The following is a 16,010-nucleotide window of genomic DNA, read 5'->3' as shown; positions in this document are numbered from 1 at the left end:
CATATCGACTTACAAGTACTGGTGCGCCCACGCCGTAATTTCTTTCAAGAGCTCTTCCACCGTAGCCAAAGTAAGCGAACGGCAGAATACACCCACGTTCCGCTGTTGATCTGGCCAGGATAGGTATTCGCCGCGCTCATGTCGGTGCTCACGTTGTTCGCGGTGTTGTTCGCGGTGTTGTTCGCGGTGTTGTTCGCGGTGTTGTTCGCGGTGTTGTTCGCGGTGTTGTTCGCGGTGTTGTTCTCCCGACTAAAAAGTCGGGAGAACACCCACGTAAACGCAATGAGCACCCTCTACTCAACAAAACGGGGGTTCTTCTCATACTGAGCAGCTCTTTCTTTGGTATACCCAAAAACAGTATNAGGCAAAGCCCTGCTCAATACTTTGCTAATCAGTTTCATCTTGTCCGGCGGCAAATAAACTGATTGTTCGTCACCATCTGAAAATTTAAAGTACATAATACCTCTTTCCTTGATCTGCAAACCAAAAGGATGATGCTGATGAACAACACTATATACCCACACCACCGAGCCGGGCTCATCGTAAAGCCGGTATTGAAGTCGTTCCAGTGCGGAAGGTCGATGAAAATGACGCCAGCATAGGTATCCCCCAGTAGCTACGACCATCATCCCCAGAAAGAGTACCAGCAGATGAGGCTGCATTCCCCACAAGACTAGCAAGAAACCAAAGGTCAACATCAACAGAATCGCACAAAGCTGTAAAAACCAATCACGATCCACGCTCTTCCAAAGTGGAAGCAGCGCCGGATGATTCAATTGATTTTTATATCGCATACCGCAAAAAATTAGATCGACATACAATTATTAACAAATTGTTTGTAAAAATAACCTCAATTTTGTTAAATTTGTAGTTCCCGCAAATCGGTTTCCATACCAATAGCACGGGCACTTAATAGTTTAATACGTTACGCCTCCTTTTGTTTTCTTTATGGGCTTAATTTCCCAACAAGCTCTTACTTTTCATTTTAACAGACTCAAAAAAGCTGCTGACAATTCGCTATGGCACAAGAAGTATCCTACACCGAAGATAATATTCGTTCGTTAGACTGGAAAGAACACATTCGCCTTCGCCCCGGTATGTATATCGGTAAACTTGGTGATGGTTCTTCGGCAGATGATGGTATTTATATTTTAGTCAAAGAAGTCATTGATAACTCCATCGACGAATATGTGATGGGACATGGAAAAGTAATAGAAGTAAAAATTGAAGAAGGCCAGGTAAGTATCCGAGATTTTGGGCGGGGTATCCCACTGGGTAAGGTTATCGATTGTGTATCGAAAATCAATACGGGTGGTAAATACGACTCAAAAGCTTTCAAAAAATCAGTAGGACTGAATGGGGTTGGTACTAAAGCGGTCAATGCACTTTCCAGTCATTTTTTGGTACAAGCAGTACGTGAAGGTAAGGCAAAAGTTGCCGAATTTGACCAAGGTGTCCTCACCAAGGACCATAAAATCAGCAAAACCAAAGACGAAAACGGCACCCTTATTATCTTTCGTCCTGATGAGGAAATTTTCAAAAAGTACAAATTCCGCCCTGATTATGTAGAAAACCAGCTATGGAATTATGCTTACCTCAATGCTGGCCTGAAGATTCTTTTCAACGGTAAGACCCTCGTTAGTAAAAATGGCTTACTAGACTTACTGGAACGCAAGACCAACGTCGATAATCTGCGCTACCCTATTATTCACCTCAAGGGAGAAGACGTGGAAGTAGCACTCAGCCATAGTGGCCAATACGGCGAGGTATACTATTCTTTTGTGAATGGGCAGCACACCACCCAAGGCGGTACTCACTTGAATGCTTTCAAAGAAGCTGTAGTAGATACCATCCAGAAGCATTTCAGTAAAAGTTATGATCGACGTGATATTTTGGGCTCCATCACAGCAGCAGTAAGTGTAAAGGTGGAAGACCCTATTTTTGAATCGCAAACCAAAACCAAGCTGGGCTCTACCGACATGGGCCCTGATAGCCCAACGGTACGTACCTTCCTGAAGAATTTCCTCAACGAAAAATTAGATAACTTTCTCCACAGGAATACCGAAACAGCGAAAGCACTGGAAAAGCGTATTCTCCAATCTAAAAGAGAACGGGAAGAAATTGCAGGTATCAAGAAGCTGGCCAACTCGCGCGCGAAAAAAGCCAATCTTCACAATAAAAAACTACGCGACTGCCGAATCCACTTTAGTGATGGCACCCGTAAAACCAGCGAAGAGCTACGTTTGGCCAGTACTATCTTCCTCACAGAGGGAGACTCGGCTAGTGGCTCCATCACCAAGGCCAGAGATGTACAGTCTCAGGCAGTATTCAGTTTGCGAGGTAAGCCCCTCAACACCTTCAATCTGACCAAAAAAGTCGTTTATGAAAACGAGGAATTCAACCTCCTCCAGCACGCTCTCAATATAGAGGACGGAATGGACGACCTGCGTTACAACCGGGTGGTTATCGCTACCGATGCAGACGTCGATGGAATGCATATTCGCTTGCTCTTGCTTACTTTTTTCCTCCAGTTTTTCCCTGACCTCGTTTACCAAGGTCACTTGTACATTCTGGACACCCCTCTTTTCCGGGTGCGCGATAAGCAAAAGACCTTCTACTGCTATAGCGAAAAGGAGAAGCAAGATGCCATTAATGAACTACGTGGCAAACCCGAAGTCACCCGATTTAAGGGATTGGGGGAGATATCTCCTGGAGAATTCAAGGATTTTATCAACGAAAATATCCGGCTGGACCCTGTAGTCATCGACCAAAACACCGATTTGGAGCAAGTCCTATCTTACTACATGGGTAAAAACACGCCTCAGCGTCAGGAATTTATCATTGATAACCTACGCGTAGAGAAAGATGACATTGAGGAAGAAGACAAAGTCGCAGAGGTCGCGTAAAACAAAAAATGGGTACGGAAAACCAATTCCGTACCCAAAGCAGGTAATAACTACTTTTATTTTAAGGGGGGGATTCTTTCTACCGCATGCGGAAGTTAGAAGAACCTAATAAGCCGATGTCGGTATAAATACTGACACGGTAGTATCCTTCGTCAAGCTTCTCCTCCAGGTTGTGGGTAAACTCAATGCGCTGGCTGGCGCCGATGTTTTCTTCCCGAGCCTCTACTGCCTGAATATCTTGTGGCTTATTGTTGAGGCTAACTGTCGTAGAAATATAATCTGTACGTGGGATTGGCGTGCCTTTCTCGTCAGTGATTACCAAGTAGATTGGACGAACGCCCTGGAATTCTGCTGGCACGTTAGCAACGTCAAAGCTCACAGCAATCTGGCGTGCGCGGCCAGACTTAGAGGTTGGGTTACCATTCTTAACCTGCGGCGTAATCTGAAAAGCGGTAGCCTTGAAGTTTTCGTAAGTCAGTTTCTTGATCTCTCCTTCCATAGAAGTCGCCATGGTCGTCAACTCATCATTTTGCTGACGTGAAGAAGCCAAGTCTGTTTCCAGGATGCCCATTTGCTGCTTCAGGTTAGCATTTTCGTCTTCCAAAGCTGTGATTGATCCCTGCAAGTCGCCACGTGCGGCGGTCAATTGCTCAATCTGAGCACGCAGTTCATTGATTTCAGCAGCAGCATTACGCTTGGCGCGGCTCAAAGCCGACTGAGCACTGGACAACTCATCACGAGTGCCTGCCAACTGGCCATTTAATTCTACATTTTCCGAAGCCAGGAGGTCATACTCTCCAGCTAGGCTATCTACCTCACGAGCGAGGTTGTCACGCAAGGAAGTCATAGCATCCAGCGCTTCGTTTACTTCTGTGTTGTCAGCCTGAAGTTCTTTGGCATCAGAATTTTTACCAAAACCCCAGATAAGGGAGCCGAGTAGGGCCAAGGCCAAAATCACGACTACCGCGGTTAATACTTTTTTTGAATCCATAATAGTGTTAAGCAGTTTGAAGATGGAAAATTATTCTTGCAAAAATAATTAAATCCAATCGTTGCTTTGCTTTTGTCGTCACAAAGCATTTAAAATGATGATGATGTTCTCGCACCCAAAACGTTAACATTTTAACAGAATTGTGTATAGATGAAGAAATTTTACCATTTTAGAGGGGTTAAGCCACTTAAATATTACGCAAAAAACGCCGCACTCTTGTTCAAGAACCAACTTCACCCCATTACCATCTTTAGCTGCTTTGTCTTAGCCATAAGCTTCTTTAGCTTAAGCATTGCCGGACAAATTATGATAGACGATGTCTATCGTTATGACTATTCCTTAGAGGAAACCGTTTTTTCTTTCAGCAACTGGTCTTGGGAAGATTTTTTAGGATTCTGCATTTTCTTGTCCATTGGTGGTTTTCTGATGACTGCTGCCCTGGGGTTAATGTTCCACAAACGCTGGGCACGCTATCTCATGCAATTTGGTTTTATTATCGCCGGCATATCTTGGTTGGTGGTACTTTCTTCTAATACCTTTCGGTTCAGTAATGCTCCCATCATTTTCACCGGAATTACAGCTGCCGTACTTGGTCTGGTTGTAGGTGCATTGCTATTTCTCAACAATACACAGTGGGTCCTGCCTTATTTCCATAGCTATTCACAAGAAGACGCAGGATATGCTATTCTAGACCAAGAATTCACCTCCCCTAAAGATCAGCACAATGCTTAAACATCGAATTCCTACGCAAGTAATTGCGGCTCTCTTTTGTCTTTGTATCGCGGGGATTTTTCTGGGGATAACCGCGCAAATATTAAAGCAACCCACCTATTACGAATCGTTTGATTACAATTACAGTACGGAAGACCTCCTAATGATTGCCGCTTTTAGCTTGATTGCAATTACATCCATCATCGGAGGAATAGGTTTTCTAAAGAAAAAGCGATGGGCTGCTACGATGATGACGATTCTCTTCATCCTTGGGGTAGCCGTTATTATTGTTAGCTCGCTGGCCATCATCGACAGCTTCACAAATGATCCTGCCGATGGAATGATTTTCCTTTTTGCGGCTATTGGCCTTCCCCTCGTCGGGCTATTGTTTTTCAGCAGTGTGGATATCTTTCCTTGGCTATCCAAAGAAGAAAAGGAAATACATCAAGATATTATTGATCATTTTTCATAAAAAAACATCCCGAACACTACTACTGTAGCATTCGGGATACTTTATTTTTTCCTTGTTAGAAAACGATCATTAATCAATAATATTCACCTCTAGCATTTTGTCACCGGCGCGGATATCATCAATAACATCCAGCCCTTCGACGACGCGACCAAAACAGGTGTGGTTGCGGTCAAGGTGCGCCGTATTATCACGGCTGTGGCACACAAAAAACTGTGAGCCGCCAGTGTTACGACCAGCGTGCGCCATAGAGAGGACACCACGGTCATGAAACTGATTGTCGCCATCTAGTTCACAATCGATTTTGTAACCTGGGCCACCAGAGCCACGTCCATCGGGGCAACCTCCCTGGATCACAAAATTAGGGATTACGCGGTGGAACGTCAGGCCATTGTAAAAGCCTTCTTTGGCCAATTTCACAAAGTTTGCTACCGTGTTTGGAGCATCTTTTTCGTAAAACTCTACCTTCATCAGGCCTTTTTCAGTATGAATTTCAGCAGTCATATTCGACAATTATTATATTCTGTAATAAACAAAGGCGTTCTACTGGACTTATTTCAGGCGAAAGCCATCCAGAAGAACACCTTTTAATATTTTCGAACGCGAAGATACACGCTCTAAAATTAATTACTTGTCTGCTAGCTCCTTCAATTTGTCCTCCAGATCATACTCATCACCAGCAGAGTAGCCAGAGTGACTGTAGAGGATGTTTCCTTCACTGTCTACAACATAAGTCTGAGGAATCGCTTGAAAACCTAACTGGTTTTTCAACACGTTATTGGCATCAGAATACACATTGTACTCCCAACCTTTGGTGCTCAGTATACCAGGTACTTTGCTCAACTGGCGCTGAGTATCGATGGTAATGGCTACCAATTGAACGCCTAAGTCGTCCTGCCAATCAGGATACAAATCAGCAATAGCATCTAGTTCTGCCTGACATGGTTTACACCAAGTAGCCCAAAAGCTGATAACCGTAAGGTCTTTTTCTTTGATAATGTCCGCCAAATCAACGGTTTCCCCTTGAAGGGTCTTAATGTTGGCAGAAGCAATTTTTTGCTGTCCGAAAAGGTGGTTGGTGCAACTAAAAGCTAAAACCAACGTAAGGAAGGTCAATAAACGCATCGGTGGTATTTTTTTGTTGTTGGATGAAAGACTAACTTGAAGAAAATTTTGGCCAGCCGGATTCTAGTCCGCATTATTGCCTGAAATTTATTATTTCGACGCAAAGATAGCCGATTTGTAACACCAAAGCTCCATCATTAAGTGCTATTAAAGCGTATTTTAGCTGACTTTAAGTCTACTTTAACAGAAAGCAACAAAACGAAACCACCGCTAAACATGAAATGCTACGCCTACATTATCGTTATCTTAGGAAGTCTTTGGGTTTCCTCCACCCTCTCGGCACAAGAACAGGGTGGCCGATTATCTGGTAGCTTGGAAACCAATGCCAATTTCTTTGTTCGCGACTCACTTATTGGAGCAGCAAATACGCCCCAATATGATCGCCAATTATTTGGTAGTGAAGGTTGGTTGAACCTCAATTACAGCAATTGGGGTTTTGATATTGGCCTGCGTTATGATTTTTTCAACAACTCGAACCTCCTCAACCCTACTGGCTCTTATACCGACCAAGGTATTGGGATGTGGTACGTTCGGAAGCGTATCAAGAAGCTTGGCTTTGAAGCCGGTTACATTTATGACCAAGTGGGTAGTGGTATTATTTTCCGTTCTTTTGAGCAACGCCCACTACTGATTGACAATGCGCTGTACGGTTTAAAGGTAGATTATCAACTTTCCGACAACTGGAATATCAAAGGGTTTACCGGGCGTCAAAAGCAGCAGTTTGACACCTACAGCTCTGTCATTCGTGGCCTGAATATCGAAGGATACGTTCAGGGCGACTCCCTTGGTACTTGGTCATTGGCTCCCGGTTTCGGGGTAGTAGCCCGTACATTGGATGATGCCAGTATGAACAGTTTGGTAGCGACACTTAATACTTATCCTACTGAGGATTTATTTATTCCAAACTATAACTCTTACGCTTTTACACTTTACAACACACTCTCGGCAGGTATCTTCTCGTGGTATGTAGAAGGAGCTTATAAGACAGAGGATGCCATGAACGATCCTTTCGGAGAGATTCAGCGCGGAGACAATATCACCATCGGCGACAAATTCATCAGCGAAGCAGGTACTGTACTCTACAGCAGCTTGAGTATTGCTCCTCCCAAATGGGGCATTACCCTGGAAGCGAAGCGAACCGAAAACTTTAGCTTCCGTACACGGCCACAATCTCAGCTCAATCGAGGGCTCATCAACTTCTTACCGCCGATGGCACGCATCAACACCTATCGCCTGACGGCACGTTACAATGCGGCCACCCAGGATTTGGCAGAATTGGCTTATCAAGTAGATGTTAGCTATGCCCCCAACCGCAAGGTGAGCTTCAATGCTAATTACTCTCACATTGATGACCTGGATGGTGTAAAACTCTATCGCGAAGTTTTTACGGAAGTACAATACAAGCACAAGAAATTGTGGAAACTCACTAGCGGCGTTCAGGTTCAAAATTACAATCAAGAACGCTATGAGTTTAAACCACAAGCACCAATTGTAGAAACAGTCATTCCTTATTTTGATTTCGTCTATAAACTAGACCGCAGTCATAATGTACGTTTTGAAGGACAGTACATGCTTACTGGTGATGATGAAAAAGCAGGTGCCAAACAGGATTACGGCGACTGGGTGTTCGGCCTCATTGAAGTATCACTAGGACGCAACTGGACGCTGACGGCCTCTGATATGTTCAATATTGATCCGGGCAAGAATTCACCAGTCGATGACAGTGGCGAAAAGCAGTCATTGCACTACCCTCGTTTCGATGTTTATTACACCACTGGCCCAACCCGCCTGGCACTCAGTTACGTCAAGCAAGTAGAAGGTGTTGTTTGTACAGGAGGAATTTGCCGATTAGAGCCTGCCTTCAGTGGAGTCAAATTCTCTGCGAACACCAGCTTCTAGTATCGGAACGACGCTAAAGAAAATGATTCGATAAAATTTTAAATAAAATCAGCAATCATGCTTAAAAAATATTTTTCCTTTACGGTTTTAGCACTGTTTATTTTACTCAGTTTCTCCTGTGATGAGGTGGCTCCGGTTCTGAACCCAGGCGGTGATGGGCCAACTGATGATGTCCCTGTTGAAGATCAGATGCGACAGGTACTGATTGAGGAGTTTACTGGTGTGCGCTGTGTTAATTGCCCTGCGGGCAGTGAAGCGATTGAGGTTTTACTCAACACCTATGGGCAGCAGTTGGTAGCTGTTTCTATCCATGCTGGATTTTTTGCTTTTCCCTATCCAGAGAGTGATTCGGAACTGGAAAGCCCTATAGGTAGCTCCCTGCTGTCGTTACTGGAGGAACCACTAGGCTATCCAACGGCGGTTGTCAATCGCAAACACTTCGATGGTGAAGAAGGCCGCCAGGTTGGACAATCCACCTGGCCAGGCTACATCGCTCAGGAACTGGAAGGGGACCCCGCAGTAAAAATCGACATTATCCCTACTTACAATGAGACTACCCGTGAACTAGCTGTTGATGTAGACTTGTATGTAGAAGAAAATGTTACTGCGGATGACATACGTCTCACGCTTTTCATCACAGAGAGCAATATTGAAGACCCTCAACTCACCCCTGCAGGTGTCGACACTTTCTATGTTCACAAACATGCTTTACGGGATGCCATCACTGCTTTTGATGGTAATACGCTTAGCGAAATCTTCACGGCTGGCTCGGTAGTGAGTCGCAGCTATACGACCACGCTTCCAACCTTGTGGAACGCTAACGAGTGCCATATCGTGGCTTTTGTTCACCAGGGTGGTAGCACTTTAGACGTGATTCAGGCGCATCAGGTGGATGTGGTGGAGTAATCATTTCATCCTCACTGAATCCCAATAAAAAAGCAGGCACTTTGTAAAGGTGCCTGCTTTTTTCATGCTAGTGACAATGATAAAAGGTCTACTCAATCACCACCAATTGACTAAACACTCGCTCTCCTGCACGTAATTGCACCAAATAACTTCCCGCAGCCAAAACAGCCAAGTCCAACTGACGCTGCCCTGGTCCTGTAGCACTCTCCCATTGATTTTGCTGTACTACACGCCCAGCTAAGTCAACAATTTGCAGCTGTAAACGGGCTGCTGACGTCAACTCCCAAGCGAGGGTAATTTGGCCTGTGCTTACAGTAGGAAAAGCCTGTGCCCAAGCGTCTGGCGAAACAGGATCAAGGGTTTGTACCAGCTGCCGTTGGCCATTAGCAAACCACGTGCCCCAGCGGGCGCCGGCAAAGCCATTGTTAATAAAGACAAAGCCGCCACTAGCAGGCGTTATCTTATCGCTATTAAGGTCGGCAATGGCAACTACCGCATCACCAAAAGTATCTTCTTCGGCATCAAAGATGATTTGATTATCTTGATTACTATAGTTAGGATAATTCAGGCGGCCATTCTCAAAGATGGTACCTACATCTCCTGTCTCAATATTGGCAGCAGAAAGAAAATAGCTGTTTGCATCGTAGTCTATAAAATCGAGCGCGATGATATAAGGCGAGTTTTTAGCGAACGTAGGGTTGCCCACACTGGTATTTTCCGGCAAGGAACTGAAGAGTTTGCTGATAAAACCATCACCAAAGTCACCTGCATTACGGTTCCAGGCACGTAGGAAACCAATATCCCAGTAGTCGATAGATGTGCCACTTTGGCTAGGAATGATATTGTAGGCATCATACATTACATACTCTCCGGAATGGTCCCACTCCAGTACATCGGCATATTGTACATCGCCTGTGGCTACCCCCTCAGCAGTGGTAGGGTTGTAAAGGAAGAATTCTTCTCCAGGATACCCATCCGTCGCCAGGTCAAAAATTAATAGTCGGTTATCGTTGTCATCCGTTATAGCCGCCAAGCGATTACCATCTCGTGAGATGGCAACATTGCGCCAAATAGGGTTGTCACTTAATGCAACAGTCTGAACCATATTAGTCCCCCAGTCGATTATTATTGCCTGAATGGTCTTGTCTTGTGCGACAAAAACGATCAAACTGCCATCATCCGTAATCGTCGGTTTACTAAAAGGATCTAAGCTTGACAATGGGTCAGCGATAGAAACACCTGCTGGTGTCTCGATGTATAGGTTGTTGTTATTCTCTGTAGTGTACAGAATGTATTCATCCCCAGGGTTGATGGCCAAATCCGACTGTGTATTAGTAGGGGTGCCACCACTGCCACCGCTACCTATGCCTACAGTATTGAAAGCATTGATGGCAGCGTTTGCTTCCGTGCTACCATAAAGGTCTTGCGCCGATTGTACTGCCGATGCTCGTAGATCTAGAAACTGCGAAGAACGAGTGAGATAAACCGTAAGAGCGCGGTAATATATTTGCTCAGCTTTGCTACGGCCAATGTCACTGGCGAGCAGAAAAAAGGCCCGATTGGGTATACCACTATTGATATGCACACCGCCGTTGTCTTGGCTACCTGTATATTGTTGATTCGTATGCGCGGGTTGCCACCCTGGATCACCGAGGCTATTGCCGCCATTATTGGGGTTGGATAAATCCCGGAGGGCCCCTGTAGGATAAATACTTGGGTTAACAACCTCCTCTCCCATTTGCCAATCGTCACGGTCGATCATTGCACCGAATATATCTGCAAAAGACTCGTTGAGGGCTCCTGATTCTCCCTCGTATTCAAGATTGGCGGTATTTTGTACAACACCGTGCGAGATTTCATGCCCGGCAACATCCAATGCTTTAGCCAATGGAGAAGTAAAAGCAGTATTTCCGTTACCGTAAAACATGGCTTGCCCATTCCAGAAGGCATTGTCCATATCAGAACCGTCATCCTCTGCAATATTGATTAAGGAAACGATATTACCGCCCTGTCCATTGATCGAATTACGGTTGAAGGTTTCCTCAAAATACCGATAAGCCTCACCAGCATTGTAGTGAGCAGATACTGCTAGTGGATCATTCCAAAAGTTACCTGCCGATACATTGTGGGTGGTGTTAAAATTATCATTTGCAGGAGAAGTATTGTTACCGTTAATCGTCCAGATTGCACCATCAGGTGTATTTGGGATATCAGATCCTGCTGCGTCAAACATCGCTCGCGAAGCGTCGATCAGGTAGTTATTATTATTGAATTCATAAGAATGTATCGTTCTGTTGATGCCTTGCAAATCGGTAGCCGTTGTTACTTCAGGGCCGTTTGGTGGCAAGAAATGGCATACGTGATTGTGTTCGTTGAGCAATTCACCGGTATGAGCGTCGATCATAAGCTGCCAACGATCTGCCAAGTGAGGAACAATGATCACAGACCATACCAAATGAGGGTCCTGCCATTGATTATCAGGGTAGTAAACCACTAATTCCTGGGTAACTGCATCGCCGCCCAATAAAACTTGCTCTTTAGCGCTTAAATCCTTAATTCGGGTATGCTGCTTCACAGCGGTGCGCGCCTGTTCTAAGGCAGCAGCAGCCGTCAGCGTAGGCGTCGTATTTAGCACAGGAGTAGGTAATACCCGGCCATGTAGCAAGACCAACCGGCCATCTGTAAAATGTGCTCTCAATTCGTTGCCATAAATAGGCACCCCAGCCACCGATTGCTGATAAACCAGGTGTAACCTACCGTCTTCCTCGGTCGTCGTATTTTGTAATACAAAAGCTTCGTCTGGCTTCTCTAGTTTCCAACTGGGAGCCAACGCCGTCAACCAAGCTTGTAGCTGAACTTCTGGAGTGCCGTTATTCAACTCGGCTCCCCATAATTGAATCCAGTCAGGCAAGCCTGTTTGTGCATTAGGTTGTGCTTGCCAGCGTTCAATAAGTGGACTGGGCGCAAGCATACTCATCCCTGAAAGTGGTAAAGAGAAAGTATCACTCACCCTCTGGGAACGATTTCCGCTGGTGATGGCCTCAAAATTAAACCCGGCACGAATGTCTTCCATGCTGTGGCGTTCACTAGCCGGGCGTGGGCTAAGGACAGGCTTTTGGGCCAACAATGCTGTCGCCGATAGCAGCAGTAAAAAGACAGAAACCGAGGCGTATAACTTAGACATATTCATTTTTTTTGAGGTTATTGCTAGGGTATCAAAACTACACAGAGCTTCTTTTAACACCCTTCTTTTGACTTACTCTTGTGGTAAGAGTAACTGTAAATCCTGGAAAAACATCAACATCGTTTTTGGAACTTCCATTCCGGCACGCCCCCACTGCTGTTCGTAAGTGGTATCAGCAGCAACATATTCTAAAAAAGAATAACGATTCCCTGGTTCTTGAAAATTGTAAGGCTGGATTTCTTCCTGGTAGCGTTGCAACATTTTTTTTGCCTTTCTTTTACCTGTTTCCCCATCAGAAATTTTAGCGCCTTCAATGCCTTGGCTGATAAACAACTGACCATTGGGCAATAGATAATGCGTAGTAAGGCTGCCTGCAAAGCCTCCTCCTTCTCCAAAAGCAAGGTAGTTTTCCTCTGGGAAAGTCTCTGCGGTATAAGTAACGCGATTGCATTGCCAGCATAAACAAGCCAGCGTTAAAAGAAAGGTGCAGTTTAGGATAGTTTTCATACCATGATGGTTGGTAAAAGAATATACCCGCAAAATACGCCTTTTGCCTTCGACCAAAAGGAATTGAGGAATAGATTTTCACATTGCCCTCTTGTCTACAACTACCGTTCTCCCCAAGCCATTAATTTTAATGAAAGGCGGCCACTCACCTCTGCGGGAACAAAGGCAATTTCTGAAAAGGTAGGTGCTTGCCACTTTGCGGAGGGGTTATTGGAGAAAGCGTAAGGTTCTTTGGGAACCCCCAGGGTATTGCGGTCTAGTTTGCCATTGTTATTGACATCATGATACAAGGCAATTCCATAAGATGCTCGTCCACTCAATGGAAGTTGACGATAAATCGGAGCTGTTGACGTAAGTGAAATCACCTCATCATAGACTGCATTTTTTTCCTCCTCAAAATCAGCTGCATTCTTAAAAACAGCGATCCGAACACAGCCTTTAACCTCCGTAATATTGGTAATACTCACCTCTAACGGATCGGTCGCCAAGAGGAGGCTGGCCATCAGAAAATAACTCTGCAACAGTAAAACCATGAATTATCATTTTCGCACAAAACGCAAAACCAGGTTCTTTTGTTGCAAACGCCGCATTTGAACGCGATAGCACTAGGTACATCACGGAAAACCCTAAGTGTTTGAAAAATATTCCTAAAAAAATGTCACGAAACGTCTTTTTCAATCTTATACAGATAAGAAAAGATATTAGAATTGATAATTAGAAAATTTATTAGGATATGCGAACGCTCAAAATTTATTTAACCAGTACGCTTTTTTTAGTAGGCCTGATGGTGGCTTTTTTTTCTTGTGAAAAAGATATTATTCCCTTACCCGAAGAGGATGATTCCATCTTAGCCTTTTCTGCTTATGATAATATTGACCCACCATCGGGTGTTGGTGCGACGATTTTAGGCGAAGAGCTATTGAACCCTTATGATCTAGTGATAATGAATGATGCCTACGACTTATTGATGGGCGAGCCAGGAAACCTACAGCCCACCCATTACTACTTGAGATTGCTCCCCCAAACGGGCGAACAGGTCATGGCGATAGCGGATTATGAAGATGCATATGGCTATGAATTCGAGACCCAACCGGTTCATTTTGCAGTAGCCTATCAGGGAGATGAAGATTATCGTGACCCTACCCTTGCCGATGATGTATTGTCGCCGGAATACGGCGCAATTACCGTCGACCATTTCACAAGTGGAAAGCTTCCTGAAGGTGTGCCTTATGAAGTTATCCAACCTATGCATATCCCTGTCTATGAATCCCGATTAACATTTACGGCCTTTGTCATTTCTGGAAACGAAAGGTATTACGAGGCCATAGATGGCCTGTGTCATCCTGATTGCCCTACCTGGCCTTCTTGCTTGGATGATGCTGACTTGACTTGTGTAAGTTTGCCTTCTCCGAATGGCCAGACCGTAACTTTACAAACCATTAATCCTTTTAGCGATGATGATCGCATCAACTTTCCGGACTACATCAAAGACACCAAATTGGGATACCTGGGAGAAGTAGACTTCTTACCCAATCGCTTACATAATAATACATCTGGAAATTTTCCTGGTAGTGGACCTGGGGATACATCAAGCTTTGATGAAGCGCCAGACTGTGGTACCAGCTGCATTCCCATCTTAGTTGCTGTTAATAATCCCTTCCCTGATTTTGAGTGGATATGTGACTGCGCCCCTCCACCTGGAGAGGGAGATGGTGGTACGACTACCAATGGTCCTCCTGCGGGGCAGGTAGAACGTTGTGGTTGTTTTGTTTATGCTGATTCGCGCAAGCCAGGTGGCCGTATCGCACTAGCGGACACGCAATTGGGAGAAGAAGGGGTAAGGCGCGTAAAAGTAAAAACCACCAAACACCATTGGGGCTTTATCTGGAGAAATACCGATACGGATGATAACGGTTGTTGGAAAATTGATAACCGCTACAATGTAAGAAGGGCTAAAACCAAAGTAGTTTTTAAAGATCGCGTGAGTGACCGTATTACCATCCGTTCTTTTAGAGGAATACGATTCTGGAATGCTACCATAAAGCCTGCAAAGTACAATTGGCGTATACGACGAAATAATCGCGTATGGAACGAGCAGTGTCTGGTTATTGATGATGACACTGATAATACAAGTAAGAAAGAACAGACCTTTATTGCAGCTACGACCAATAATGCCTATCATGAGTTCTTTGACGACCACTCTTCCCTGGCAGCGCCGGCCGGCAGAGTTCGCATTCTTATTCATACGCTTGGGGGGCGGTTGGCGGCAGCGCCAATGTTCCACCGGATGGATGCCGATCAGATAAACATTGCTGATCTTGGGCAATGGGCAATTGCTTATGCAAATCCGGTAACAGCTGCCGTCTTAACCTATCTTGATTTGACAAAGCCAGATATGTTTATCCCATTTGGGGAAGATGATCCTTCAGATGCCATCAAGCGATTGATGTACCACGAGACCGCTCATGTTGCACAATACGTCCGGTTTGGACCTCAATGGTGGGATGGGTATGTTGATTACCTGGTAGCTACTTCCTTTACGGGGCAAGCAAAACCTTATGGTGATGGCTCCTCTGCAAATGCTGGCAGAGCGGAATTGACGGAGGGGATGGCAGAGTCCATGGAGCATTACATGACAGATTTGCAGTATGGAACAAATCACTCCTTCAATGGTGATGCACAGTTCAACCGATATATCAACCGTGGAGAAAGCCTACTCTTTTGGAGGGATGTAGATTTACCCGCAAATGCTGATTTTATCCCTGAGGGTCTGTATTTTGACCTATGGGACGTTAATGGGCAATTTCCAATAACAAGACCTGAACAGAATAACATTACAGACAATGTGACTGGTTTTACTTACGAACAGTTATACGAGGCTTTTAACCCACTGGTCTTTGATGTTGATCAATACCGTGATGTTTTATGGGGATTGCACGGAACAAATAACCCCCTCACTACCGAACAAGATTATCTAAATTTATTTAATTCTTATGGATACTAAATTTTTCCTTGTTAGCTTATTCTTGATTGGGGCATTGATTCTCACTGGTTGTAACAACTGTGAGGGCGATGAATACGGCGATGAGCTTGAGCTTATTGTCCCCATTGAAACGACTCCCTTGTCTGAAACAATACACGTAGGGGACACCTTGTGGATCACTGCAAATTTTGATAAAGAGGTGATGCTCAAAGACCGACCTTTATCCATTCGGTTAGATGATTTTAACTTCTTTAGTGAAATAGGAGTTTCTGAAATCACAGATACAAGCGAGATTTTTTCAGTTGATATTGAGACCATTGAAGACGTAG

General features: G+C 44.7%; 13 protein-coding genes. 7 read left to right on the top strand and 6 right to left on the bottom strand.

Going from position 1 to position 16,010, the window contains the following annotated elements; translation table 11 throughout:
• Window positions 1–1,019: 1,019 nt before the first annotated feature.
• Window positions 1,020–2,906, top strand: a complete 1,887-nt coding sequence (locus A3EU_RS0123150) for a DNA topoisomerase IV subunit B (RefSeq protein WP_020538581.1) — start codon at window positions 1,020–1,022, stop codon at window positions 2,904–2,906.
• 79 nt (window positions 2,907–2,985) lie between these two features.
• On the opposite strand, the gene A3EU_RS0123145 is transcribed toward A3EU_RS0123150, so the two are convergent.
• The gene (locus tag A3EU_RS0123145) at window positions 2,986–3,897 is read right to left on the bottom strand and encodes a hypothetical protein (RefSeq protein WP_020538580.1); all 912 of its coding nucleotides are present in this window, start codon (window positions 3,895–3,897) and stop codon (window positions 2,986–2,988) included.
• A gap of 216 nt (window positions 3,898–4,113) precedes the next feature.
• On the opposite strand from A3EU_RS0123145, the gene A3EU_RS0123140 reads away from it, so the two are divergent.
• The gene (locus A3EU_RS0123140) at window positions 4,114–4,629 is read left to right on the top strand and encodes a hypothetical protein (protein WP_156825874.1); all 516 of its coding nucleotides are present in this window, start codon (window positions 4,114–4,116) and stop codon (window positions 4,627–4,629) included.
• Window positions 4,622–5,080 (top strand): hypothetical protein, encoded by a 459-nt coding sequence (locus tag A3EU_RS0123135; RefSeq protein WP_020538578.1) that lies wholly within the window; start codon window positions 4,622–4,624, stop codon window positions 5,078–5,080. The genes A3EU_RS0123140 and A3EU_RS0123135 overlap by 8 nt, the downstream gene beginning before the upstream one ends.
• A 69-nt stretch (window positions 5,081–5,149) precedes the next feature.
• On the opposite strand, the gene A3EU_RS0123130 is transcribed toward A3EU_RS0123135, so the two are convergent.
• Window positions 5,150–5,581, bottom strand: coding sequence for a peptidylprolyl isomerase (locus A3EU_RS0123130; RefSeq protein ID WP_020538577.1), 432 nt, complete (start codon window positions 5,579–5,581; stop codon window positions 5,150–5,152).
• A gap of 123 nt (window positions 5,582–5,704) precedes the next feature.
• A complete protein-coding gene (locus tag A3EU_RS0123125) occupies window positions 5,705–6,202 on the bottom strand; it encodes a TlpA family protein disulfide reductase (RefSeq protein ID WP_020538576.1) in 498 nt (165 codons plus the stop codon).
• A gap of 216 nt (window positions 6,203–6,418) precedes the next feature.
• On the opposite strand from A3EU_RS0123125, the gene A3EU_RS0123120 reads away from it, so the two are divergent.
• Together A3EU_RS0123120 and A3EU_RS0123115 are read left to right on the top strand one after the other, a co-directional pair.
• Window positions 6,419–8,101 (top strand): DUF6029 family protein, encoded by a 1,683-nt coding sequence (locus A3EU_RS0123120; protein ID WP_020538575.1) that lies wholly within the window; start codon window positions 6,419–6,421, stop codon window positions 8,099–8,101.
• Window positions 8,102–8,158: 57 nt separating this feature from the next.
• Window positions 8,159–9,007, top strand: coding sequence for an Omp28 family outer membrane lipoprotein (locus tag A3EU_RS0123115; protein WP_020538574.1), 849 nt, complete (start codon window positions 8,159–8,161; stop codon window positions 9,005–9,007).
• Window positions 9,008–9,095: 88 nt separating this feature from the next.
• Here the strand turns inward: A3EU_RS0123115 and A3EU_RS31530 are convergent, their stop codons facing one another.
• The 3 genes from A3EU_RS31530 to A3EU_RS31525 form a co-directional block, all read right to left on the bottom strand.
• Entirely contained in the window at window positions 9,096–12,191 is a 3,096-nt protein-coding gene (locus tag A3EU_RS31530) for a M4 family metallopeptidase (RefSeq protein ID WP_020538573.1), read from the bottom strand.
• Between the two features lie 72 nt (window positions 12,192–12,263).
• Window positions 12,264–12,698, bottom strand: coding sequence for a hypothetical protein (locus tag A3EU_RS0123105; RefSeq protein ID WP_044086468.1), 435 nt, complete (start codon window positions 12,696–12,698; stop codon window positions 12,264–12,266).
• 101 nt (window positions 12,699–12,799) lie between these two features.
• Window positions 12,800–13,231 (bottom strand): DUF2141 domain-containing protein, encoded by a 432-nt coding sequence (locus A3EU_RS31525; protein ID WP_020538571.1) that lies wholly within the window; start codon window positions 13,229–13,231, stop codon window positions 12,800–12,802.
• 200 nt (window positions 13,232–13,431) lie between these two features.
• Here A3EU_RS31525 and A3EU_RS0123095 point away from each other — a divergent pair, with 200 nt between their 5' ends.
• Together A3EU_RS0123095 and A3EU_RS31520 are read left to right on the top strand one after the other, a co-directional pair.
• A complete protein-coding gene (locus tag A3EU_RS0123095; protein ID WP_020538570.1) occupies window positions 13,432–15,702 on the top strand; it encodes a hypothetical protein in 2,271 nt (756 codons plus the stop codon).
• On the top strand, window positions 15,692–16,010 hold a 319-nt coding region (locus A3EU_RS31520; RefSeq protein ID WP_044086466.1), incomplete at its 3' end, for a hypothetical protein. The genes A3EU_RS0123095 and A3EU_RS31520, both read left to right, overlap by 11 nt.

The organism is Lewinella cohaerens DSM 23179 (assembly GCF_000379805.1).
In the GTDB taxonomy this organism is placed as follows: domain Bacteria; phylum Bacteroidota; class Bacteroidia; order Chitinophagales; family Saprospiraceae; genus Lewinella; species Lewinella cohaerens.
Note: the sequence above shows the minus strand (reverse complement) of the source record. Positions and strands in the feature narration are given on the sequence as shown.